The sequence below is a fragment of the Paenibacillus sp. FSL H7-0326 genome, assembly GCF_001955535.1.
Taxonomy (GTDB): domain Bacteria; phylum Bacillota; class Bacilli; order Paenibacillales; family Paenibacillaceae; genus Paenibacillus; species Paenibacillus shunpengii.
The window spans coordinates 2,008,585-2,033,816 of record NZ_MPVN01000001.1 but is presented as its reverse complement, the minus strand read 5'-3'; the positions used below and the strand labels follow the sequence as shown (position 1 = coordinate 2,033,816).

Annotated in this window: 18 protein-coding genes and 1 CRISPR repeat array (1 of these 19 running past the window's edge); of the genes, 8 read left to right on the top strand and 10 right to left on the bottom strand. The window is 47.3% G+C overall.

From position 1 onward, the window contains the following. A CRISPR array of direct repeats spans nucleotides 1-1,333; the repeat unit is 32 nt; unit sequence GTCGCATCCCACGTGGATGCGTGGATTGAAAT (it extends 48 nt beyond the left edge of the window). Between the two features lie 317 nt (nucleotides 1,334-1,650). From BK126_RS09745 to BK126_RS09735, 3 genes are all read right to left on the bottom strand, one after another. Next, the gene (locus BK126_RS09745) at nucleotides 1,651-2,472 is read right to left on the bottom strand and encodes a DUF4097 family beta strand repeat-containing protein (RefSeq protein WP_076312333.1); all 822 of its coding nucleotides are present in this window, start codon (nucleotides 2,470-2,472) and stop codon (nucleotides 1,651-1,653) included. A gap of 178 nt (nucleotides 2,473-2,650) precedes the next feature. Then, on the bottom strand, nucleotides 2,651-3,271 hold the full coding sequence (locus tag BK126_RS09740) for a hypothetical protein (protein WP_076312332.1): 621 nt from the start codon (nucleotides 3,269-3,271) through the stop codon (nucleotides 2,651-2,653). A 9-nt stretch (nucleotides 3,272-3,280) separates the two neighbouring features. Then, nucleotides 3,281-3,937 (bottom strand): cobalamin B12-binding domain-containing protein, encoded by a 657-nt coding sequence (locus BK126_RS09735; protein WP_076312331.1) that lies wholly within the window; start codon nucleotides 3,935-3,937, stop codon nucleotides 3,281-3,283. Nucleotides 3,938-4,187: 250 nt separating this feature from the next. Between BK126_RS09735 and BK126_RS09730 the strand changes: the two genes are divergently transcribed. After that, nucleotides 4,188-4,559: a hypothetical protein gene (locus BK126_RS09730; protein ID WP_076312330.1), complete on the top strand. Its 372-nt coding sequence runs from the start codon at nucleotides 4,188-4,190 to the stop codon at nucleotides 4,557-4,559. Between the two features lie 58 nt (nucleotides 4,560-4,617). Further along, nucleotides 4,618-8,253 carry a chemotaxis protein CheB gene (locus tag BK126_RS09725; RefSeq protein WP_256209866.1) on the top strand — a complete coding sequence of 1,212 codons (3,636 nt, stop codon included), beginning with the start codon at nucleotides 4,618-4,620 and terminating at the stop codon, nucleotides 8,251-8,253. Between the two features lie 111 nt (nucleotides 8,254-8,364). Here BK126_RS09725 and BK126_RS09720 read toward each other — a convergent pair whose 3' ends face one another. Further along, a complete protein-coding gene (locus tag BK126_RS09720) occupies nucleotides 8,365-8,949 on the bottom strand; it encodes a GNAT family N-acetyltransferase (RefSeq protein ID WP_076312329.1) in 585 nt (194 codons plus the stop codon). Nucleotides 8,950-9,131: 182 nt separating this feature from the next. Between BK126_RS09720 and BK126_RS09715 the strand changes: the two genes are divergently transcribed. From BK126_RS09715 to BK126_RS09695, 5 genes are read left to right on the top strand one after another with little or no spacing between them, the layout of a single operon-like run. Continuing rightward, a complete protein-coding gene (locus tag BK126_RS09715) occupies nucleotides 9,132-10,109 on the top strand; it encodes an ABC transporter permease (protein WP_076312328.1) in 978 nt (325 codons plus the stop codon). 23 nt (nucleotides 10,110-10,132) lie between these two features. After that, complete coding sequence (locus tag BK126_RS09710; RefSeq protein ID WP_076312327.1) at nucleotides 10,133-11,023, top strand: carbohydrate ABC transporter permease; 891 nt, start codon at nucleotides 10,133-10,135, stop codon at nucleotides 11,021-11,023. 55 nt (nucleotides 11,024-11,078) lie between these two features. Then, nucleotides 11,079-12,746: an extracellular solute-binding protein gene (locus tag BK126_RS09705; protein WP_076312326.1), complete on the top strand. Its 1,668-nt coding sequence runs from the start codon at nucleotides 11,079-11,081 to the stop codon at nucleotides 12,744-12,746. Between the two features lie 48 nt (nucleotides 12,747-12,794). After that, nucleotides 12,795-14,795 carry a cache domain-containing sensor histidine kinase gene (locus BK126_RS09700; protein WP_256702764.1) on the top strand — a complete coding sequence of 667 codons (2,001 nt, stop codon included), beginning with the start codon at nucleotides 12,795-12,797 and terminating at the stop codon, nucleotides 14,793-14,795. Then, nucleotides 14,764-16,341: a response regulator gene (locus BK126_RS09695; protein WP_256209871.1), complete on the top strand. Its 1,578-nt coding sequence runs from the start codon at nucleotides 14,764-14,766 to the stop codon at nucleotides 16,339-16,341. Before BK126_RS09700 ends, BK126_RS09695 begins: the two co-directional genes overlap by 32 nt. A gap of 110 nt (nucleotides 16,342-16,451) precedes the next feature. On the opposite strand, the gene BK126_RS09690 is transcribed toward BK126_RS09695, so the two are convergent. Beyond that, entirely contained in the window at nucleotides 16,452-17,429 is a 978-nt protein-coding gene (locus tag BK126_RS09690; protein WP_076312323.1) for an aldo/keto reductase, read from the bottom strand. A gap of 36 nt (nucleotides 17,430-17,465) precedes the next feature. Next, nucleotides 17,466-18,200 carry a Fic family protein gene (locus BK126_RS09685; protein WP_076312643.1) on the bottom strand — a complete coding sequence of 245 codons (735 nt, stop codon included), beginning with the start codon at nucleotides 18,198-18,200 and terminating at the stop codon, nucleotides 17,466-17,468. 176 nt (nucleotides 18,201-18,376) lie between these two features. On the opposite strand from BK126_RS09685, the gene BK126_RS09680 reads away from it, so the two are divergent. Then, nucleotides 18,377-19,213, top strand: coding sequence for an alpha/beta fold hydrolase (locus tag BK126_RS09680; protein ID WP_076312322.1), 837 nt, complete (start codon nucleotides 18,377-18,379; stop codon nucleotides 19,211-19,213). Between the two features lie 75 nt (nucleotides 19,214-19,288). Here BK126_RS09680 and atzF read toward each other — a convergent pair whose 3' ends face one another. From atzF to biuH, 4 genes are all read right to left on the bottom strand, one after another. Then, entirely contained in the window at nucleotides 19,289-21,106 is a 1,818-nt protein-coding gene (atzF, locus tag BK126_RS09675) for an allophanate hydrolase (RefSeq protein ID WP_076312642.1), read from the bottom strand. A gap of 77 nt (nucleotides 21,107-21,183) precedes the next feature. After that, the gene (locus BK126_RS09670; RefSeq protein WP_076312321.1) at nucleotides 21,184-22,839 is read right to left on the bottom strand and encodes a PucR family transcriptional regulator; all 1,656 of its coding nucleotides are present in this window, start codon (nucleotides 22,837-22,839) and stop codon (nucleotides 21,184-21,186) included. A gap of 42 nt (nucleotides 22,840-22,881) precedes the next feature. After that, nucleotides 22,882-24,159, bottom strand: a complete 1,278-nt coding sequence (locus BK126_RS09665) for a cytosine permease (RefSeq protein ID WP_076312320.1) — start codon at nucleotides 24,157-24,159, stop codon at nucleotides 22,882-22,884. A gap of 58 nt (nucleotides 24,160-24,217) precedes the next feature. Further along, nucleotides 24,218-24,907: a biuret amidohydrolase gene (gene biuH / locus BK126_RS09660; RefSeq protein WP_076312319.1), complete on the bottom strand. Its 690-nt coding sequence runs from the start codon at nucleotides 24,905-24,907 to the stop codon at nucleotides 24,218-24,220. Nucleotides 24,908-25,232: the final 325 nt, after the last annotated feature.

Here is a 25,232-nt window from a genome sequence, read left to right as displayed (position 1 = left end):
ATCGTTTGAAGAATCCCCGTCGCATCCCACGTGGATGCGTGGATTGAAATACTACTAATAATGTCATTGATCCTACGGCAGTTCGTCGCATCCCACGTGGATGCGTGGATTGAAATAAGTAATCTCCGTTGATTCTTATGATGTGGACTATCGTCGCATCCCACGTGGATGCGTGGATTGAAATTGATGATTACTATAGAGGTGAGCAGGCGATGGACGTCGCATCCCACGTGGATGCGTGGATTGAAATATTAGCAAGAATGCTGATGGAACATTTATTAAAGTCGCATCCCACGTGGATGCGTGGATTGAAATCGCGACTGGCGAAGTATAAACGCGGCAAGGCGATAGTGTCGCATCCCACGTGGATGCGTGGATTGAAATGTAAAATACGTGCGTAAGAAGGCCGCCGATTGTACGGGTCGCATCCCACGTGGATGCGTGGATTGAAATTGTCTATTCAAATCTTGTGTCTATGTGGTTGATCTTCTGGTCGCATCCCACGTGGATGCGTGGATTGAAATTACAAGCTACCTGGACATTCTTTACGAATTTATGTCGCATCCCACGTGGATGCGTGGATTGAAATTGTGTACTTTAGGACATTTTCCGCTGCCATGTTAAGTCGCATCCCACGTGGATGCGTGGATTGAAATGACGGTGACGTCGCGGTCGATCCGAAAGGTTTCGACGTCGCATCCCACGTGGATGCGTGGATTGAAATGTCCAACTCCTTCAAGAGTCGGTCACGATACGGAACAGTCGCATCCCACGTGGATGCGTGGATTGAAATAAGAGTGGAAAGACCAAAATACTTATGTTGACACCGTCGCATCCCACGTGGATGCGTGGATTGAAATTGGACGAGCAGGCGAATCTCAGAGGCATTTTAAGTCGCATCCCACGTGGATGCGTGGATTGAAATTCTGCATATTCTGGATCAGTGGCATACTTGGCTGCTTGTCGCATCCCACGTGGATGCGTGGATTGAAATGATATATTACAGGAAGAACATCCCATTTTGAGGGGGGCGCATCCCACGTGGATGCGTGGATTGAAATTGCAGTAGCATAATGGCTGTGGCGTTTAGGTCAGCGTCGCATCCCACGTGGATGCGTGGATTGAAATATTTATGATTGTGCTCATTTTAGATTCCTCCTCAAGTCGCATCCCACGTGGATGCGTGGATTGAAATCTTACAGTAGAGCGTTATATGAGCAATATCGGAGAGGTCGCATCCCACGTGGATGCGTGGATTGAAATAAAGATTGAGATTTCATTAGGTGATGAAATACCAACGAGTCGCATCCCATGTGGATGCGTGGATTAATCCACGCTGAACTTTCGGTAAACCTTATCTTCTTACATGAGCATACAGCTCAATGCTTGCCAAATTAGTGGAGTTTCCCAAACCCTGAGGTTGTGTTAGACTGTCTGCATTCCGACTGTGAAGGATCAGTGATCTGATTCGTGGAAGTAAAGGGTAAACGAAAGTCGATCCAGACAAAAGTGCATTGGATAGGTCAAGAAACCAGAAGGTTCTGGTTTCTTGCTTTTTTGGAACGTTGGAGAAAACATTCGGTTACAGCTAAATCTATTAAGGAAAGAATAATTAACGAGCTGTGCGGGCTAACAGCATCAAATCTCAGTTTACTCATAGACCCTCACGTTTCCCTTACTTGTTACTAATTGGGCTTCATTAAAGCCGTTTCCCTTGGCGATCATGCGGCCGTCATCCTCGTAAACTTCCCCCAGCAATTCGACCTTGCCGCTCCCGGTCTTGGCCATGAATTGATAATGCTTCGGCTCGCTGATCTTGAAGAACACATCGCCGGTTCCCGTCTCAACATCCAGCTCCTCGGCATTGACCTGCTTCATATCCAGATTTCCTGCTCCGGTCTTTGCCTGCATGAATGCAGCGTTCATTCGCTCCACGGTGATGTAGCCGCTCTTCGTCGTGAGTGACATTTCTTCATACAGCTTCTCAGGCACAATAATGGAGAGTGTCGCACTCTTTTGAACTGCTGCATTGCCGCTAGTATGATTCAATTGCTCACTCGTCGTTCCTTCCGGATATCGAATTCCCGTGGTCAAGGTCTGATCCACCGTGTTAACGAACAGCAGTGGCTGCTCCTCCTGTGACCCATGCTCAATGTTAAGTGTAGCGGTGATGCGATCTGCATTCGGTTCCATCTTGACGAAAATATTACCCTCAAAACCTTCTGCCATCCGTATAGAACGAATGTCCGTGGCATCCACTTCCTGCGTCTGTGTTATATGCTGCGGCTGACCTTCATGATCTGAACCGGTACGTTTCTGTTCTCTAACTGATGATGCAGGGCTCTGACTGAGCGTGGCCTGCTGCTCTACGGCACTGCTGCTTCCGGTCTGGCGATATGACGGATCATTCCCGCATGAAGTTAATGCAAGGGCGGCCGTCACTAATATCATGATATTTATCTGCTTCTTCATGCGCCTTCCTCCTTTTGTGTTAGAGTGGTTTACACTTTATTACCCTCTAACGGAAGGAGTAAAAGTAAGACGGCAAGCGAAAAACAAGGCAAATCGTTGAATCATACGAAAAAACCGGACCGCTTCAGCAGCAGTACCGGTAGGTAGATCTGACATATGACATCGCTATTTCTATTGATCAATTCTTGCTTCGCGGACGGTCATCATTGAATTTGCTGGAAATAGGGTGTACATTGTCTGCTGCTGGCTCAGCGAGTGCCTCCTCAATCTGGTTCTTGATAATGTCAGCATAGATGGTCCGATCGATCTCAATTAAGCTGGGGTAGAGCATGTCGACCAGATCGCGGATCGTTTCCAGCGTGGATCGGAGCTCCCGCTCTCTGGCAGATCGCCTGCTGGTCTTGGATGCCTGCGGTCTGTCCGCCTCCTGATGGATAGGAGATGGGAGCTGCTGCAGGTCCTCATGAAGAAGCTGAAGCTTGTCGGATAGGAGCTGTATGTTCTGGAGCTGTTCTATACAGATGAGATGCCCGTTGCCTTGCTCATCCCACTGTTGATAAATATCGTATAGGGAGAAGGGCTGCTTCCTGGTGTTCATAATGAGTTCGACTCTTGTGCCAGAGTGAACGGGTGAAATGTAACGTTTAGCTTTGCTGATGGAACCTTCGTCCAGCCAATCTGTGAAATGTACTGCTTGCTCGTATATATGTGATGCCGAGTCGGAGCAGGAAAGGATGCTCAGCTCTGCGTCGATCACGATATAAGGGACGGGGATATTAAATAGATTGAATAGATTCAAGAAGAAGACTCACCTCACGTACTGCTGCTGATTGGATCTGTTGTAAGACATGATCCACTGCTCAAGCTCGTAGATATCGGACAGAAAGACCGCTCTGCCATCTACAGCCTCATGGACACTGTATTTTTCAATGATGCGACCGCCAATCATTATGACAGGCTGGGGGATGAGCTTCTCAAAAGCTTCAACGTACTCCAGCAAGGCTGGCAGATGATAGACGATTGAGACGGATAGAGCAACAACATCCGGCTTCCAGCTGAGTGCGCTTAGAGTCGCATATTCCAAGGGCAGATTAGGTCCGTAGAAGCGTGTATCGAACCCGTTCTCTTCGAACATGGTATTCACCATCTTAAGCCCGAAATAATGAGCTTCACCCTTCACACATAGCAGCATAGCACGGTATCCATGGGTGGCAGGCTTTTTTTTGAGTGCTGCATATCTGGACAGGAGAACGTCACATACCCCAGAAGCTAGATGTTCATCAGCTACAGTAATCTGATTCGTTTCCCATAAGGAACCCACGTAACGCATGGCGGGTGCAAGCAATTGTTCAAATATGAAGAGACTGTTTCGGCCGGACTCGACATGTTGAAGTAAGTTTTCCCAGCAAGTCTCTGTGTTTCCTTGCAACATATTTTCTGCAAATTGTTCTGCTTCCATATGCATGACATGACACCTTCTTCGGATATTGGGTATAATGTAACTCATTTTAGTATAAATGAATAGAAAGAACTAGCGAGAAAGAAAGGGACTGGTAGAAGCTTTTGTCGAAATTGACCCATATTCAAAAATATCCTATATGATGGAGGGACTCACTGATATACTGATAGATATCGTCGTTTATATGAGAATAATGACACTTCTAATTAATTACATCAAATTCTTCCGGTTTAATCAAATAATAAGGTGATGATTGATGACTGATGGAACACGTTACTATGAACATCTTGTAGCTGAGGTCATTTCAAAGATCTATGCAAATGCGCCTGAGCTGGCGGATAGATATGGGGAACAGGGAATCATGAAATGCAGAGAAGATAATCTCCATCATATGAAGCATCTTCATACCGCATCTGCACTGCGTAATCCTAACTTATTTATTGATTATGCCGTATGGCTAAACGGGATACTTGTCATTCATGGGATGCAAACACGTCACTTAACAGATAACTTTCGTTATATCTCCGAGTCTCTTTATTTGCTTGAAGATCTGGACGAACCTACATTAGATTTCTATCGCTATTGTCTGATCGCAGCAATCGCCCAGCTTGAGCCCGGTATTGAATAGTCCGTAACAGTTCGTAAACAACGTAACTTATGAAAGGACATGGAAGGGGAGTAAGCGCATGGAACGAGAGTCTTGGAACATCTCGATGAATGAAGGGGGGGATCACAAGCAATTGGAATCCTCCTCTCCGGTATGTGTAGTAGGCATTGGTGCTTCTGCAGGCGGACTTGAAGCATTAGAAGTGTTTTTTGATCATATGCTTCCGGATTCGGGCATGTCCTTTGTCGTGGTCCAGCATTTATCGCCGGACTACAAGAGCTTAATGTCAGAGATTTTGTCAAAGTATACGACGATGCCCATACGGGTCGCAGAGCATGAAATGGAGATCCTGCCTAATCATGTCTACTTGATTCCTCCTCGTAAGACGATGACCATCAGGAATGGTAGATTGCAGCTGGCAGACGCAGTTAAGCAATCCGCTATTCATTTGTCCATTGATGATTTCTTCGTCTCTCTGGCTGCCGAATACGGCAACAGAGCTGTTGGTGTTATTCTGTCCGGGACCGGAACTGACGGCTCCAAGGGCGTCATAGAAATTAAAAAAGCAGGTGGTCTTGTCATCGTCCAGGACAGGCAGTCAGCCAAATTTGACGGCATGCCAAGCTCTGCCAAAATGACCGGCAAGGTCGATGATATATTAAATCCCAAGGACATGTCGGAGAAGCTTCTCCAGCATATACGCACATTTGGAGTATACCCGCTTGTAGGAGAGCAGGAAAGAATGAGTACGGAGCAATTTATTCAACTTATTTTTGAGAAAATAAAAGAAGAGAGCGGCATTGACTTCACATATTACAAGCGAAACAGTGTGCTGCGCCGGATTGAACGCCGGATGACGATGAACAATGTCAGCTCCATTCAGGAGTACATGACCTATCTTGAAGAGCATCGGGATGAGCTTACTTCGTTAAGAAAGGATCTGCTTATAGGCGTTACGAACTTTTTCCGGGATGCAGAGGCCTTTCAAATTATTTATGACCAGGTGCTGCCCCGTATCTTTGAGAAGAAGAGCTATTCTAAGGAAATCAGGGTATGGGTGGCTGGATGTTCAACTGGAGAAGAGGCTTACTCTATGGCTATCCTTCTCAAGAAGTACGAGGAGCAGCTGGACGATGATTATAATATAAAGATTTTTGCAACTGATCTGGACAAGGAATCCATAGAGTATGCGAGTCAAGGGATATACTCGGAGAGCAACATTCATCATTTGTCGGAAGAGGATGTTGAGCGGTTCTTTATCAAAGATGATGATATGTTCCATGTGAGCAAGGATATTCGAAAGATGATTATTTTTGCGCCTCAAAATATTATTAAAGACCCGCCTTTCCGTAATTTAGATATGGTTACTTGCCGGAATATGCTCATTTATTTGCAGCCGGAGATGCAAGTGAAGGTGTTATCGTTATTTCATTTCGCACTTAATCCGGAGGGCTTTCTCTTCCTGGGTCCGAGTGAAACATTGGGGAGATTTGCGAATCAATTCGATGCCTTTGACCGGAGATGGAATATCTTCTGTCACAAGAGTGGTAAAATGTCCTCTGATCCCGAATCCGAAGCTCAGTCTTTCTCTATGGAAGAAAGAAGCTCCAGCCAGCATTCCTATCGAAGAACAGCCGCAGCTGCGGTTCAGCCAAGAGAACAGGTCCATGTTAAACGATCTGGCGATCTGTATACCATGCTTGCAGAGGAGCATATCTCCCCCGGGATGGTCGTTAATCATCATAATGATGTTATTCATTTGGTTGGAGCCATAAATGAGTATTTAGTGCTGTCTCAAGGTAAACCCAGCTGGAATCTGTACAAAATGATTGATCAGAATGTCGCGGTGACCGTATCCACTGGAATTCAGAAGGTGCGTGATTCAATGCAAAATGTGGTATACCCTGCACTCCGTATCCAGACGAACCAGGGGGACCGTTTGATCGATCTGCATATCCGTCCTTTTTCGCGAAAGAACAAGGCATACGAGAAATATGTACTGCTCCTGTTTGAGGATCCGCAGCATTTAAAGCAGGCTGAAGATGTCGTCATGGAGCCTGTGCATATTGATAATACACTGAAGATGCGTATCTTTGAGCTGGAGCAGGAGCTGCAGCGATCCGAGGAAACGCTGCAGGCGACGGTAGAGGAGCTCGAGACTTCCAATGAGGAGCTGCAGGCTACTAATGAAGAGCTGGTGGCTGCAAATGAGGAGCTGCAGAGTGCAAACGAAGAGCTGCAATCGGTTAATGAAGAGCTGGTAACGGTGAATACCGAGTTTCAATTCAAGATCCAAGAGCTTACGGATGTCAACAATGATATGAATAATTTCCTGGGGAGCACCCGAATCGGTACCATTTTCCTGGACAAGCGAATGTGTATCCGGCGATTTACGCCTGCAATTACGAAGGAGATTAATCTGATGGATGTGGACTATGGACGTCCTATTCAGCATATTTCACATCACTTTCGATATGAGAGACTTGTGGATGATGCGCAGCATGTGCTGAAGACATTAGAGCCTCTGGAGAAGGAAATTCAAAGCACAGACGGCACCTGGTACAGCATGAGAATATTGCCTTATCGGACAGAGGATAACTTCACCAGCGGTGTCGTGCTTACTTTTGTCAATATTACAGATTTAAAGGCTGTGAATGAAGAGCTGACGAAGCTCTCTTACGCCATTGAACAGAGTCCGAGCATGACGATCATTACCGATGTCGTAGGTAAGATTGAATATGCGAATCCGAAGTTCACAGAAGTGACAGGGTACTCTTTGCAGGAAGCGAAGGGGCATGATCTAGGCTGCTACAGCTATAGTGATTTTTCAATGAAGGATGTGTTCAAGACTTCTCTGGACGGTGAAACGTGGAAAGGGGAAATCTTAAGCTACCGCAAGAACGGAGAGGAATTCTGGGAATCGGTCAAGATCATTCCGATTACAGATAAGCAGGGCCAAATTATTCACTTCGTGAAGTTATCCGAGGACATCAGCGAACGCAAAAATGCGGAGGAGATGCTGCGCAAGACGGAAATGCTCTCGGCGGTAGGACAGCTTGCAGCCGGCATTGCCCATGAAATCCGTAATCCGCTGACTGCCTTGAAAGGCTTCACCAAGCTGCTCTCTAAAAAAGAGGATGGGAATGCCTACATCGAAATTATGCTGACCGAACTCAACCGGATTGAGCAGATTGTAAGCGAGCTGCTTGTGCTCGCGAAGCCTCAGGCCGTAGAGTTCACAGAGCATGAGCTGGAACCGATCATTCAGGATGTCATCATGCTGCTGGAGACACAGGCCATCATGAATAATGTGGAGATCACTGTAATGTATGAACAGAATCTCAAAGTCATGTGTGTGGAGAATCAGCTGAAGCAGGTATTCATTAATGTCTTGAAAAATGCGATTGAAGCCATGCCGGGCGGCGGGAAAATTAATATTGCCGTCAAGTTGAACGATAATGGCAATATCATAATCTCTTTCGTGGATAACGGTGCAGGTATACCGGAAGCCAAGCTGGCTCGAATTGGAGAACCGTTCTACTCAACGAAGGATAAGGGAACGGGTCTGGGTCTCATGGTCAGCTATAAGATTATCCAGAATCACCAAGGAACCATACACATTGAAAGTGAAGTAGGAAAAGGAACAGGTGTAATTATTGAAATTCCAACCTCGAACAACCAGGCTCGAAGCCTGCTGCATGCAGAGGGGAGCTGACGCTCCTCTCTTTTTAGCATTTAGATGATGACTAATTTCAGTAAAACAGGCCGGGTCGCTGTGAAGTGACCCGGCCTGTTTATTGTAAGGTTCTTAGGATTTGAACCCTTGTTAAAACTCTTGCCCCCGAACCTTCGAGAACACACAGGTATCACGAATTGTGCCGTCTACCCCAATGCTGTCTCCCCGAAGTGTCCCTTCCAGTACAAACCCTGCGCGTTTGGCTACATTAGCGCTGTTCGTATTCCGGGCATCACAGCGGATCTCAATTCGGTTCGCACCGAACTCCTTCACTGCAAACTGGGTAACGGCATGCACCGCTTCCGTGATATAGCCTTGTCCGGCATAGGCGCTGTGAACCCAGTAGCCGATCTCGAACTTCCGGGTCTCCCAGTTGATCCGGTGCAGTCCGCTGCTGCCGATGAGACTGCCGGTATCCCTCTTAAACAGCAGGAGCTGCAGATCCGTGCGCTCTGCGAAGCGAATTGCGGACTGTCTGATCTGTGTCTCTGATTCCTCTATCGTCGGGGCCGTCTGGGCCCAAGGCATCCATGGTGCCAGCTCGGCGAGGCTTTCTTTAACGGCCTGGTTCGTTAGCGTACCGTCACCCGGTCTCGGTGCACGAATGATCAGCCTTTCACTATCTATACTGTCCGGGAAATTGAGCAGAATCGGATTGAAATTGGTGTTGCTCATAGCAGCTCCTCCTAGAAAATTTTTCTAATAAACATAACATGGTACATGACGATGATCAACCCGAAAAATGAGCACCAAAAACGAAATTTGACACCTTATCAACCTCTTGAATTGAAAGTATGATGTATTTATCAAATGTAAGTGCTTACACATGAATATTACAAAATGAAGGGGGCTCCTCTATGGACATGGAACCTCGCCAAGCACCATCCGTTTCTGCTAAGAATGCCAAGGCTCCCCGAGCTTCAGCAGCACTCCAGCTGGGGAAGAAATTTCTTAGACAGAAGCACATACAGACAATGGCTCTGCTTGGTGTAGTCTGGATGTTCATATTCAACTACATCCCGATGTACGGCATTATTATCGCATTCAAGGAGTACGACATTATCGGCTCCATATCTGAAGCGCCCTGGGTAGGGCTGGAGCACTTTAGAGAGTTCCTGGATGATGATAGTCTCGGCAATGTGATTCGAAACACGCTCGGGATGAGCTTGCTCAAGCTCATCATCGGTTTTCCGCTTCCGATCCTGTTCGCCTTGTTCCTCAATGAGCTGAGAAGCATTAAATTCAAACGCACGGTGCAGACGATCTCCTACCTGCCTCACTTTCTATCATGGGTTGTTCTTGGAGGGATCCTCGCGACATGGCTGTCGGATATCGGGATAATCAATAACATTTTGATGGCACTGAATATCATTGAAGAGCCGATCAGCTATCTGGCCGAGCCCAAATATTTCTGGTCGATCATTATTGCCTCTGATATATGGAAGGAGCTTGGGTGGTCTGCGATTATCTATCTGGCAGCTATATCCAGCGTATCACCTGAAATGTATGAGGCAGCAACGATAGATGGCGCTGGACGATTCCAGAAGATGTGGTACGTTACGCTGCCATCCATCAAATCGACGATTACCATTCTGTTTATTCTCGCGGTGAGCGGTGTGCTGAATTCTAACTTTGACCAGATTCTCGTACTGCGCAACTCCCTGAACGACAGTGCAAGTAATGTCATCGACTACTATGTGTACCAGACCGGAATTTTGTCCGGACGTTATTCCTATTCGACGGCAGTCGGCTTGATCAAATCGGTCATCGCACTTATTCTCCTGCTGCTTGCTAACAAGGTATCGAAGAAGATTAACGGAACATCCCTTTATTAAGGAGAAAGGAGGGGTCTATAGCCTTGTGGACGCTTAATCGCAGAACCAAAGGGGAGTTCGCTTTTGATACGATTAATACCCTGATTATGCTGATTGTTTGTTTTCTGACGATGTATCCCATCTGGTATGTTCTTGTAAATGCCTTCAACGATGGAACGGATGCCATGCGCGGCGGGATTTACTGGTGGCCTCGTGAATTCAGTCTCGATAATTTCAAGGCGGTGTTTGACAGCCCTGGCATTATGACAGCAATGGGGATTACCGTTGCAAAGACCGTGGTTGGTACCGCAGTGCACGTCTTTTTTACCGCCATGGTGGCTTACGCCTTCTCTCGCAAGGATTTGATCGGAGGCAAGCTGTACATTCTGATGGGAACCGTCACTTTATTCTTCGGGGGAGGACTCATTCCGACCTTCCTGCTCATTCGGGATTTGCATTTGCTGGACAATTTTCTCGTCTACATCATCCCTGTGATGTTCAGCTTCTTCGATCTCATTATCTTTATGACCTTCTTCCGGGAAATTCCCGAAGGACTGGAGGAAGCTGCACGTATTGATGGTGCCAATGACTGGTCGATCTTCCTGAGAATTGTGCTCCCGGTATCCCTGCCTGTCATTGCGACGATTTCTCTCTTCCATGGTGTTTATCAGTGGAATGATTATTTTACCGGGATGATCTATATCAATAATACCGATCTGCAGCCGATACAGACTTATCTGTACCGAGTCGTTGCCCAGTCGAGCTCTAATCAGATGGTGGCGGCTGTGCAGGGAACGGCAGCAACCAAGACGGTGACTTCACAGTCGATTAAACTGGCGACCATGGTCGTCACGACGCTTCCGATTGTGTTCGTATATCCATTTCTGCAAAAGTACTTCGTAAAGGGGATGATGATCGGATCAATCAAGGGTTAAGCGTAACGCACAGTATAGGAACGGTATACAAATAAGCCGAAAAGGGGTAAAATGCATGAACCAAACATGGGGCATGAAAAGAGTTCTGATGTTACTGGCTTCACTCGTACTTATCTTTACCACGGCATGTTCTTCCTCGGGAGGAGCAGAAGAGACCGATACAGAGACACCGGACACAGAGACGCCAGCCGTTCAGCTGACGAAGGATGATCCGGGTTGGAAGGTGGATACTTCACCGATTACATTTGATTGGTACTTGAATTTCTCCTGGTTTCCAAACCAGTGGGGCGTAGATCCTACCACGAAATATATTACAGAAAAAACAGGTGTCAGTCTTAATTTTATCGTACCAGCAGGAAATGAAAGCGAGAAAATGAATACTTTAATAGCATCCGGTAAACTCCCGGATTTCATTACGCTCGATAAAGGCGACGATGCCGTTCAGAAGATGATTGACGGAGGGCTGGTGCTTCCGCTGAATGAGCTCGCAGAAGAATATGATCCATACTTCTTTACTGCATCGGATGCAGCAAAGCTGTCCTGGTATACACAGCCGGACGGTAAAGTATATGCTTATCCGAATGCTTCTTCCTCACCGAAGGATTATGAGCAGTATGGTGACACTTATGTATCTAACCAGGTCTTTCTCGTGAGAAAAGACATGTATGAAGCGATCGGCAGTCCGGATATGCGAACTCCGGAAGGCTTCCTTGCCGCACTTGAGGCGGCCAAAGAGAAGTTCCCTGATGTAAATGGTCAGCCGCTCATTCCACTCGGTATGCATGAATTTACAGAGAACGGCAACTACTCTCTCGAAGGTTATATTCAGAATCTCCTTGCGATTCCGAAGGAGAAGGACGGCAAGCTCTACGACCGGGCAACGGATCCTGAGTATGTGAGATGGCTTAAGACCTTGCGTACGGCAAATGAAAAAGGGCTGTTATCCAAGGATATCTTCATCGATAAACGTCCGCAGATGGAAGAGAAAATTGCTCAAGGAAGATACTTTGCTATGATTTATCAGCGCAGTGACCTTGCTGCCCAGCAAAATACGCTGTATGCAAACGATCCAAATTCTGTATACATCGCGGTAGATGGACCATCCAACACCAACTTGGATACACCGACCTTGGATGGACCGGGAATTTCAGGCTGGACGGTGACATTGATCTCCAAGAATGTAAAGGATAAGGCACGTGCGATCCGCTTCCTGAGCTACTTGAACAGTGAAGAAGGCAACAAGGATCTCTACCTAGGTGAGAAAGGTGTCACCTACGATACGATTGACGGCAAGGATCAGTTTAAGCCGGAAGCCTTAGAACTGCTGAATAAGGATCGTTCCGCCTTCGACAAAGAGTACGGTGCTTCATTTACCTTCTGGATGCTGATGAACACGAATATTACTGCACAGTGGACTCCGCCGTCCGTTGAGCCGTTCAAGCAAATGGAAGATTGGACCAAGGGCAAAACAGTAAGCGCTTCCGAGTTTGAATTGCTCAATCCGACAGGGAACTCGCCGGAAGGGATTATTAATACGAAGCTTGCTCAGCTGTGGGGCAAGACGCTGCCGAAGCTCCTGATGGCAGAATCCGAAGCGGAGTTTGATTCCGTCTGGACGGAATATCAAGAGAAGCGCGAGAAGGAAGGACTTGCCGAGGTTCTGGCCTTCCAGCAGAAGAAATACGAAGAGAACGTTACGAAGCTGGCTGAGTTCTTGAAATAGGCTGACAAGTCCAGACTAGCTGAATAAATATGTAATGAGATGGTTCGAATGACCCGCAGACTGCGGGTTTTTCGAGCTTTTACCTGCAAATACAAGCAGAAATGGGATGGATTTATTGTGATGAGAAGAGGAAGCAATCTGGTGCAGGGCTTTGTCTCCTGGTGGGAGCACCGATCCCTGCAGAGTCGTCTGATTGCAGCGTATATTGCCATAATACTGGTGCCGAGCCTGCTCGTATCCATCGTTTCTTTTCGTGCGATTAATGAGACTTATATGAAGGATGCGGTAGACAAGAGTGCCTATATTCTCGATATGGAGAAGCTGCATATCATGAACCAGATTGAGTCCATGGAGCGTTCGGCGCAGCTTGCTGTTTCAGACAAAGAGGTGCTGAATTATTTAACGAGGAAGACAGAGCCTCCTCTGGGAGAGCTGGTCGATTTTAATATGAGCGCTTTTGTAAATCTGACAAGAATCCAGTTCAACAATCCGAACATCGAGCATTTGCATCTGTTCACGGACAATCCGTATGCCTATGAAATATGGCCGATTATTTACAATGAACGACGAATTAAGGACGAGATCTGGTACAAGGATACGTATGGTCTTGGCGATCTGCAGATGTGGTCATTTCAGCACACCGACCGAGATCTTATTAAACGAACGGTAGAGCAGGAGCCGAAGGTATCTTTGCTGCGTGAGATCAGTGTCATTAGTGGAGAGCATTCCGGCATTATTCAGGTTGATATGCTGCTCTCGGAATTCTCACCCCGAACCTTTACGGTCCAGGATGAGCAGTCCCAGCTGTTTCTGGTTGATGAGGAAGGAGAGATCTTCTCGCGCGCGAAACAGTCACTGCTCAGCAATGCTCCCATGATGGAGCAGGCGATTCAGGCTAAATTCCAAGCGTTGTCTGATGGCGAACCTTGGCAGATGGAGTACAAGGAGGCGGGCAAATCCTATATTTTTCTGAGCGTCCCGCTAGAGGGATTGAACGCCCATTTGCTGAATGTGCTGTCCATGGAGGACGTGCTGGCCCAAATATCCAAGATCCGTAACACGACGATCGGGATCAATATTTTGTTTATTGTGATCTTTACAATTATTGCTTATGTACTGAACTCCTTCATTCTGAAGAATCTCGTCAGACTTACGGATGCGATGAAAAAGGCACGCCGGGGCGAGCTGTATACAGGAGTCGTCATCCGGGGCGGCGGGGAGATTGGCGAGCTGGCTTTTCATTTCAATAAGCTGATGAACAAGATTAACGAGCTGGTCGCTGTGGCTGTCCGTAAAGAAGCGATGTCCAAGGAAGCCGAGCTCAGAACACTCCATAATCAGATTGACTCTCATTTTCTGTACAATACGCTGGAGAATATCCGAATGCTGGCCGAGATGGAGGATCAGCGGGAAATTGCGGATTCGCTCACCTCACTTGGGGGGATGATGCGATATAACTTTAAGTGGTCAGGGGATTATGTGAAGCTGAGAGATGAGCTGAGGCATATCCGAAATTATATTGAAGTCATGAATATCCGGTTCGATACACCGATTACGCTGATTGTAGATGTACCGAATGTAATGCTGGAAGCCGAAGTGCTGAAGATGTCGCTTCAGCCCATTGTGGAGAACAGCGTCAAGCATGGCTGGTATGAGGAAGCCGAGGTGACCGGATCCAAGGATAAGACGATTATCATCCGGGCAGAGGCAGTCCGCGGCAAATGCCAAATCTGGATCCAGGATAACGGAACGGGCATGGCGGAGGAAGAGCTGAAGCTGCTAAGGAATCAGCTCCACAGCTCAAGCTGCGAGAAGGTGAATTCAGGAGAAGCTCCTGCTTCGAGTGCAGTGAACGAGGTCAGCCGATCGGATCGATCTGCTGGGATTGGGCTGATGAATGTGCATCAGCGGATTCAGCTTTTTTTTGGAGCACAATACGGTCTGATGCTCCATAGTACACAGGGTGTGGGTACGATCGTTACCATTACTTTGCCAACAGTGGTCATGACAGGGGGAGATGAAGGTGAGGAAACTCATAATCGTGGATGATGAGAAGAATATTCGCCTGGGACTTAAAACGATGATTGAGCGGCAATATCCATCAGCCTATCATATTGAACTGGCCTCGAATGGACAAATGGCGCTTGAGCTGAACCGTGCATCTCGTGCAGATCTGATATTAACCGATATCCGCATGCCTGTACTCGATGGCATCCGGCTGCTGGAAGAGCTGGATCGGGAGCCGGGAGGAAGAAGGCCGGCCGTCGTGCTGCTGAGCGGCTATGATGATTTTGAATATGCGAAGACGGCGATCCGGTACAAGGTGAAGGATTATTTGCTGAAGCCGATTCAGCGAACCGAGCTGTTTGATATGCTGAATCGGGTGGATAAGGAACTGAGCGAATTAGAAGCCGCGAATCTGGAACGAACTCAGGAAAAAAATGAGCTGCAGATGGAGCAGCGCAAGAATTGTTTAAGGCAGCTTCTATTTGGCAGAGGGCCTGTGATGGAAGAAGAACTCCAGCAGGCAGCTCATATTATACCAGCAAGCTCTTATGCTGTCGCGATGGTGCTGTGCAGATATGTAGATGGGTCCGTTATGCCTACAGGGGAAATTCAGCGTCTGGTCGAACGGCTTAGTCATTCGATGGATGTTCGGCCAGAGCTTGTCCTCACGGATATAGAAGGAAGGCTTATTCTCGCAGGAAATACCGCAGACTGGTATCAGGCACTGGCGAGACAGGCAGAACAGAAGGGATGGAACGGATTTCGGATCGGAATCAGCACGGAGCAGAGCGATCTGGCACAGGTTCGGGAGCAATATCTTGAGGCACAGGCTGCGCTGAGATATACGTTCTTGCATCCAAGCGCTTATTATATCGAATATGATGCAACGCTCACGAATCGGATGAATCCTCCACTGCCGTATGGCAGCCTGCGGAAGCTCGGAAATATGCTGGGAACGGATAGGGTGGATGAGATGAAGAGGCTGCTCGCCTCTATTTTTGAACTGGATCATCTGAAGCAGATGGATATGACTTATCTTGAGAAGGTAAGCGGGTTAATCAATGAGAATGTGTTCGATGAGGTGTTTAGGAAATACGGGGAGTCCTCGGTGGAAGTACTGAAGATGTATAGGCTGGTCGGCAGCCTGAACAATTTCCAGAGCTTTAACGAGTATTACAGAAAGCTGGAATACCTGCTGGTCAGCGTAAATGATTATGTGTCCCGTATACGGCTGGCGCATAGTGAGCATGCGGATATGAAAGAGGCGATCCGTTATATACAGGAGCATTACGAGCGTCCTCTGAATATGGCGATGGTCAGCAATCATGTATCGCTTAATTATTCGTATTTCAGCGAGGCGTTCAAGGCATATACGGGAGACAACTTTGTGTCTTATCTCAAAAAGGTACGTATCCAGCGGGCCAAGGAGCTGCTGCTTAACAAATCTACCATGAAAATGGCGGAGATCAGCCTCGCGGTGGGCTTTGAGAACAGCAAGCAGTTCTCCCGTGTATTTAAAGAGCTGGAGGGCGTATCTCCGCATGAATATCGCCAGCTCGGAGGCATGGACACAGAACGTGGAGAGTGAAGCTGAGCGTTATTGAAGCTTCAAGCGGTGAGGCTGGGGAGCAAGCAGACATAAGGAAGGCTGGACGATGAGCTTACGGGGGGCGTAAAGCTTAAGGTCCAGCCTTTGTATTATTCTATGCGGTAGGTGGCAAAAGGTTTCGAATAGATAAATCGCTCGCTGATCTCACCCAGCTTCTCTGCGAGCTCGGTATTGATCTCGATGTCGAGACTTCTCAAGTTGTCATCCAGCTGCTCCGTACGAGTAGCGCCGACGATGACGGTGGATACAGCAGGCTGGTTCATGAGCCAGGCAATGGACAATGCACTTGGAGCATGTCCGGTCTCCGCGGCAAGATCAGCTACCTGCTGTCCAAGTGTTACATTATGATCCTCCAAGAATCGCTTGAAATTCGGATCTGTTTCTGCCCGGGAGCCGGCGGGAGCAGAGGACTTCTCTGTATATTTTCCAGTAAGAATGCCGCCGGCTAGTGGGAAATAAGGAATGATGCCGACACCTTGGTCCAGGCACATGGGAACGAGCTCGCGCTCCGGCGTTCGGTCTGCCAGTGAATAGCTGACCTGATTGGAGACAAAACGCTCATAGCCTCTCAGATCGCTGATGCCGAGTGCCTTCATCAGCTCCCAAGCCGCATAGTTGGAGGCACCGATATAGCGCACCTTGCCTGCACGAACCATGTCATCGAGTGTTCGCAGTGTTTCTTCCAGCGGTGTATTCGGATCGAATGTATGAATCTGATACAGATCCACATAGTCGGTTTGCAGCCGCTTCAGGCTGTTCTCCAGCTCCTGCTGCAGATGATAACGGGAAGAGCCGCGTCCATTCGGAGCGTCATTTCTGGCGACGAGTCCGGCCTTGGTCGTAAGCACAACCTGGTCTCTTTTTCCTTTTAGCGCTTGACCGATAATGCGCTCGGATTCTGTTCCGGCATAGATGTTGGCGGTATCGATAAAGTTAATTCCGCTGTCGATCGCATGATGAAGAATGCGGGCTGAAGTCTGTTCATCTGCTCTTTTGCCGAAGGAGTTAGTGCCAAGACCGAGAAGAGAGACCTGCATGCCGCTGCGTCCGAGGTATGTATATTTCATAAGTATCGCTCCTTTGCTAGATGGTATAAGTGAGGTTTAAGTGACAGATAGCATTAGTTCTAGATTAGACTTAACTTCAGCAGAGATGAGATCAATTAAGGGTTCTAGTTCCCCGTTATCTGCCTGCTCCAGTGCGGAGTAATAATCTTGGCGCTTTTCATTACGAATGATGGCAGGAGGATAACCATGCTTTAGCAACACAAAGTTCATCGCAAGCCGACTGACTCTCCCGTTACCATCTGTAAATGGATGGATCGCTGTGAGCTTATGATGAAGTAATGATGCAAGCTTCACGGGATGCATGTCTGAATTTTCGGTGTACCATTGTATCAGGCGTTCCATTTCATAAGGTACTTGGACTGCAGGAACATATTGATGGATATTCCCCGAAATCGTGAGCACATGATTATCCATCTCTTTGTAGTCACCAGGAGAAAAGTCAATATCTCTCACTCCCTGAAAAAGAATGGCATGAAAATCTTTAATAATCCGCTCTGTTAAATCTCTCTGTTGAATGGCTTCGTGAAGATAATCAATTGCTTCCGCATGGTTTATTATTTCAAGATGCTCTCTTAAAGATTTCCCCTTGACCGTCAGTCCTTCTCTTAAGAAGAATGCTGTTTCACGATAAGTAAAAGTATTTCCTTCAATTGCATTCGTATGATAAGTCCACTCTTCACGAAATTTCTGAGCGATGGTACTCATCAGCTTTGGGTCGATGGGACGTTTCTTGTCCACTTCTGTTCGAAGAGCATCAATTTGATTAAACATGAGCATTGTTCCTTCCCTCTTCTTCTTACTAGCATTATATCAAATGAAACTAGTTTCAATACTACTCCTATTGTTGCGATATGGCTTCAATTTACTCTCTACTATATATATATTGATTTAGATCAGGCTTGGAGAGGATATGGCAGCGACTCTTAATCAAGGAGGGACAGGCGTATATGAATTGGGAGAAGTGCAGTATTCAAACGGAGAGAGGATACTTTGAATATTTTAAAAAGGGCAAGGGATCAGCATTGTGCGTCACTCATTTGTATAGTGCATATGATGAGCGAGGAAATACATTTGCCAATCCTTTCACCAGTCATTACAGCGTATACTTAGTGAACCTTAAAGGCTGTGGGGGCTCAGATCGAGCAAAAGTAAAAAGTGAATATGGAATGCTTGAGAGTATTAAAGATCTGGTAGCAATTCGTAAATCACTTCAAATAGAGCGCTGGGGTTTTGCAGGTCATTCAACTGGTGGGATGCTGGCGTTAACTTATGCTATTGAATATCCGGCAGCGTTGACGAAGATCATTGCTGGCGGTACGTGTGCAAGTAAGGAGTACATACAGAATCCAAAGAGTATTTACTGTAAAGGTAATATGAATTTTAGACGCATTAGTGAGATTATGAACGCCTTAAATTCACCTGAAACGACCCAGGACCAAAGACAAGCGCTTGGTTTTGAATGGGCAATGATGTCATACTATCGTGAAGAGAAACTGAGAGAGTCTTTAAAGATACCGAATAGTGGGAGAACAGTGGGTGCTCGCTTGAACTATTTTATACAAGTCGATTGCCGAAATTATGACGTTCGTGAGCGATTAAGCGAGCTCTCGATCCCTTCCTATATTTATGCAGGTCTCCACGATGCACAGTGTCCCTACGAGTATGGTGTGGAAATTGCAGATCTAATTCCAGGCTCAGTCTTCCGAACGTTTGAATATAGCAACCATAATCCTTTTGTGGAGGAAGCGGATGCCTTTGAAGAGTTTGTTGCGATGACAAAGTAAGTGATAAAAACTACAGACAGCCCTACAACTTCATCGTTGTAGGGCTCATTGTCAATTTACAATAGAAGAAACACTTTATGGGAGAGGGACCGCCTTTCGCCAGCCCCCGGCTTCGGTGATATTTTCTGCACCCTCTGCTGCATAAACCTCGCAGATAAATCCTGGCACTTCAGTCCCGTCCTCCAGTTCGATCTTTCCAATACCAAGGGGAGCAGGGATGGATGCCGTAAATTCACCAAAGGCTTCAAGCGGTATTTCCCATACTTCCAGCTGAATAGAGGCGCCTCCTTCATTCACTTTGATCAGACCGGGCTTAGCCGGTGATGTATTCAGCTTTACTAGCTGATACTTTGGTGCGGTCCGTGCCTCTTTTATGAATTTTGCACCCGCGGATTGCATTTGCACTTCCAGTGGATATCCCCTCATGTGAAGTCCGCATACGGCAACTTGTGTAGTTCCGGAGTTATCAGGAAGGCTTTCTTCTTTTGTCAGGGGAGAACGGAGATGCTCAATAGGTTCCTCTGTCTGGCTTTCATATTTGGCCGCTGTATTAACAATGAGGTGCTCTTGTCCTGACAGGGCGAAGAACGTAATACCAAAAGGAAGAAGGTCTGCCGCATCGTCAGCCGGCACTGCAGCAGCGCATAAATCAAGCAGATTACAGTGATTGGTATATCGTCCCATATCCCTGTTTGCTGCAATCGGATTCCGGGCTACGTCTTCACGCCGCCATGTACCTCCGCAGGTCGGCATAACGAGGACCGAATTCTCAAGGAGCACAGCAGCCTGCCGTTTGTAGCTTTGCAGCCGGTGCATGGCCTGGAATACGGAGCTCGCACTATAGGCATCTCCTGCCCCGGAACGCAGAACTTTTTCCGTTACAGGAAAGGTGCTGCCGGGATGCGCTTCAATAAACGGACCAAGACCTGCCCAGCGCTCAGCAACCAAGGCATCGTCATACAGCAGTTTTGCTGCTTCCATAAATAGGTCGGTGTTTATGGGTTCTACTGGGATTCCGAGTGCTGCGAGCCGGTTCTTCGCTTGTCCCCATGCTTCTTTGTACTCCTTTTCAAAAGGACCGTAGAATAAATCTTTCTGATCGGGAATGAGGAGCTTAAGGGGTGCAGCTGAGGACTGCATTGGGATCGATCGAGACCAATGGTCCTTCTCATCGGCAGATCGTACAACTTCATCGATTAGAAGAGCCTCTTGCAGCCGGTGTGTAAATACGGTAACACAATCCAAACTTGCCGACGCAGGTACAACACCCCGGAGGGACCATGCGCCAAGGCTTGGCTTCCAGCCGACCAGCCGGTTAAGTGCGGCAGGAACCCTGCCGGAGCCAGCTGTATCCGTCCCTAAGGCAAAAGCAGCCTGACCGCGTGCTACCGCAACGGGGGAGCCGGAGCTTGAACCTCCGCTGATCAGCTCCGGTCTATAGGCATTATGCGTGTCACCATACGGACTCCGTGTTCCGACAAGTCCTGTGGCAAACTGGTCCAGATTTGTTTTGCCGACAGGGACTGCGCCAGCATCAATCAGCTTCTGGACAACAGCAGCGTGTTCGGAAGGGGGGTAGGCAAAGTCAGGACATGCGGCTGTCGTAGGATACCCGTTTACATCAATATTATCTTTGACAGCAAAGGGAATACCCCAGAGCGGGTATTCTTCCTTATCCATCGTTTCGAGTCTCTCTAGATAAGGTGCAATACGCTCCATGGAAGGCGGGACAATCCATATATTCATGTCACGGTCTTCCTCAGCACGTAAAGTGATGGTCTCCATAATTTCCCGTGGTGTCAAGGCTTGGTCTTTATATAATTGCTGTAATCCAGAAATCGTTAATCTCTCTGGAATAACGTCATTAGAAACTCCGTATTTGTTTAATTGCATTGTTCGCCCGTTCCTTTCTGTGAAAAATACATTGCTGTTGTCTGATTCCGTTAGCTGATTGATCATCATATTTTCTATTAATCCTGCCGCATGAAATGAAGTTTAATCGCGATCTCCAGTTGAAGCCGGTCATCCGCATGATCAAAATCGATGTTCAGTAGCTCCTTTATTCGTTCAAGCCGGTGCGTAATCGTATTGTAGTGTGTGTAGAGCGCCGAGGCTGTTTTTTTGGCATTCATATTGTGCTCCAGATACGTTCTGGCAGTAAGAAGCAGAGACGCAGAATGCTTGCTGTCATACTCTATCAAAGGTGCGATATATGTATCCCGAAAAAGGCAGGCATCCTTCTCATCGGATAGCAGATACAACAAGCGATAAATTCCGAGCTCCTCCATGCTGACACTTGGCTTATCAATTCCAACAAGCCTTGAGATGAAGGCGATCTTAATGACTTCTTTGTAGCTCTCGTGAATAAGCTCCAGCGATGATACGGGCTTCCCGATACATAGGGAAAATGGAGGGTCGTTATGTCCTTGGAACAAACGACTGATTTCGCCTGTTACAAGTCGTACAGCAATAGCTTCTGATGATTCTGGGACGATAAACAGAAGTTCATTGCGGATGACCACGGCTTGAATGTCAACGGTATCTCTGCCGCGTCCCTCGGAACGAACAGCAGTCCGAAGTTTCATGACCGCCTGCTTCAGCTGCTCTTCACCTGGATGGCTGCCTAGCGGACGGGCTAATATAACAGATAACTTCTGGGAAGGCGGGAATATGATTCCGCTGGCTTCCGCTCGCATTCGGATGTCCGACTCTAGTGGGATGCGACCCAGAAGCCAGTCCTGAAGAAATTGATCCAAATATTTGTACTCTATTTCTTCGCGCATGCGAATCGTAGAGAGCTCCATGCCAATCAGCATGCCTGCTCTTTCAAGAATAAGAGTATCGAGCTCTGAGTGCGGAACATGTTTCTCTGCCGTAAGCAGCACAGAAGCGGAATGGTTATTCCCGCTGCCATGAACCGACGTTAATCGGACGGGAGCTTCTTGTGCGTCCGCCCGGGAAGCGCTGGTTAAAGACTCAAGCTGCTTAATCCAGAACGTGTACGGCTCCATATCTGAATTTGCTGCCATTTCGTCTGCCGTGTCTGAGCTATACATCCGTCTGCTTTCATCAAACAGCACCGTAGGTCTATGGAGTATGCTTTCAAGGTAAGCGATCAGCTCATGCAGTGAGCTGCCATTCAACACGAGCTTGGACATTTGCTGGACATAGTTGTTGAGTTTAATGAGCATCTTGGTTTCCTGTGCTAACACTCTTTCCATCGTCTCCCGCTGCACATCAGAGAACACGGTATGTGGCGGCAACTCAAAGATAGGGAGGTTATACTCGTCCCCAAGCTTTAATGTCTCCTCGGGTATATCATCTAGGAAGCGCTTAGTCTTTACCCCTAATGCGGCAACACCCTTGTTGACGAGCTGTGGAATCATATCTGTGAGCATGGAGGGGTTATCCCGAAATGGGTAGCCGGTTGTCATTAGGAACTCGCCAGCTTTTACCCAATCCGTAATATCGGGTACTTCCATCACATTGACCCGGGTAATCGGATGGTGAAGTCCGTCCGCACCCGCACGGAGTCGAATTCCCTTCAGATGGGAGAGCTCAAGAATATCGGCACAAGTGAATTCTGCATCTTCAAGCAGGGGGATCGTCGGGTAAGTCATAGCCATTCCTCATTTCTTCTGGAGCTATCGAAAGAGAGTTGAAGTGAATCAGGATCTGCTTGCACCCGAGCTGCTGACTGCAGAGGCTTTGGCTGTATTTAGTGAGATCAGAAGATAAGCGGCTCCTCCTGCAAGCATGGATACAAAGGCTGTTGATAAGAAGGGTGCGAACTGCTCGACGGCAAGACCAATTAGTGCGCCAATAATCCAGGCAGCAAAGGCAGGAATACGTACTGACTCGCTGATATCTGCTCCTTTACGCAGGAACAGCTGGTCACAGATAATGACAGCGCCGATAGGTGGGACGATAATGCCTAATAGATTAAGCCAGTCAGCGAAGTGATTCCAAGCCCCTGATACAGCAAAAATAGTGCCGATGACGCCGAGAACGATGGCGGTTTCCCGCATTTTGCGTCCGGTCAGACTGGACCAGCCTACTGCACCGTTGTATAAGCAATGAGCACATACACTTCCTAGATTAAGGAATAGAAGAAGAATAGAGATTAGAGCAATAGCGCCGCCTTTGCTGGCGATGTATTGGAATAGATCCGAATTCTGACTGGCTGCTGCTGCGATAAGTCCGCCAAATACCATAGCGATCATGCAGGCTAGAGGAAAAGCAGTAAACGTAGCGGCCAGTGCCTGCTTTTTATTTTTGGACCACCTATTAAAGTCAGCAGCCATCGTTCCAGAATCGATGAACAGTGAGATAACCATGGTTATGGCGATTCCCATACTGATCGCTCCTGTACCTTCGAAGCTGGTAATGGAGGATACGCCGCTGGCGGCAGCCGCATCGTAGACGGCCCAGAGTCCAATGATAAAGAAGAAAGGTGCGGAAACAGCACCGATATAAGTGAGGGCTTTGACGCCAAAAAGAGTGAGAACAATGTACAAGGTGCCGGCGATGAGTGTAATAACCAGAGCGTTCGTACCAAATGCTTCATGCATGCTGCTGCCGGTGAGTCCGGTTTGCACCGCGAACCAGCCGATAACTAGAGTAGAGAGCAAGCCGGAAACGATACGTGCCCCTTTGCTGCCGAAGGTGATCGCGGATTGCAGCGAGAAGTTGTAGCCTTTATTGGCAGACAGCATGGCTAGAACTCCTACATAGCCGAACAAGATCAGGTTGCCGATCAGGATGGACAGCATACCTGTCCAAAAGCCGAGTCCGCCGACGATTGCAGCACCAGTTACCGCGCTTGTCATAATCATGGGGAACCCGACCCAGACCAGCGATACAGAGAGCAGACTCTTACGAGCCTTTGCAGGGACGGCTGAATTCTCGTATTCTTCCTCTAAGATTTGATGTTCATGTTGACTCATATGGTTTCATCCCCTCGAAATGTAGATTTCACAATGAATAGAGCACTTGCGGTAAGCTTTATTTACGAAGTTGCTGAAGGGCAGCAATTACAGATTTGGAATCAGACACGGCACCGAATACCCCGCCTTGCATCGTGACCATGTGCAGTGCCGCCAAATGGTTGTTAGGGTCCGTTGCTCCCGTACAGTCTTCGAGAATGACGCATTCATATCCACGGTCGTTAGCTTCCCGCATCGTCGTATGTACACAGACATCTGTTGTAATCCCCGTTAAAATCAGGTTCCGGATCCCCTTGGTCCGCAGAATCATATCCAAGTCCGTTGCATAGAAGCAGCCTTTGCCTGGCTTGTCCAGCACAATTTCTTCTGGAAGCGGAGCGAGCTCTTCAATGATGTTCCAACCAGGCTGATTTCGTACCAGGATTCTGCCGGCAGGTCCTTCGGAGCCGATCTCTGCTCCGATCTGCTTACTGCGCCATCTTTTGTTCGCAGGGAGATCGGATAAATCCTCGCGGTGTCCTTCTCTTGTATGGATAACTGTAAGCCCAGCGATCTCACGGACCTCTGCTAGGAGCTGCCGTATAGGTTCTATGGCACGACGTGTAAGGGAAAGATCGTAGCCCATTTGGTCAACATAGCCGCCGGGTCCACAGAAATCGATCTGCATATCGATAATAACGAGTGCTGTATTGTCAGCTCTAAAATCACCATCAAACGGAAAAAGATAAGGCCTAGATTCAATATGCATGCTGTCCCACTCCTCTTATGTTTTAAAGATAAATGAAAGAAAACAAAACCTTACATAACGTGTTATTATAATCACCTGATTTGTTATATTATATTACATGAATAATCAGAAGTCATTGTAAATATTTCATAATAAATATTATTTATGATTGTGAAATAGTTACAATTAAGCTGAGATCGAGAGTGAAAATATGAATAAAATCTTACTTAACGTAGTTTTTATACGGTTTTATGGAGTGAGTGCATTGAGAAAATGACAATCCATTTTAGGTAAAAAATAATTAATAAGCGTTAGAAAATATGACATAAGAGAGGTGGGGAAGAAC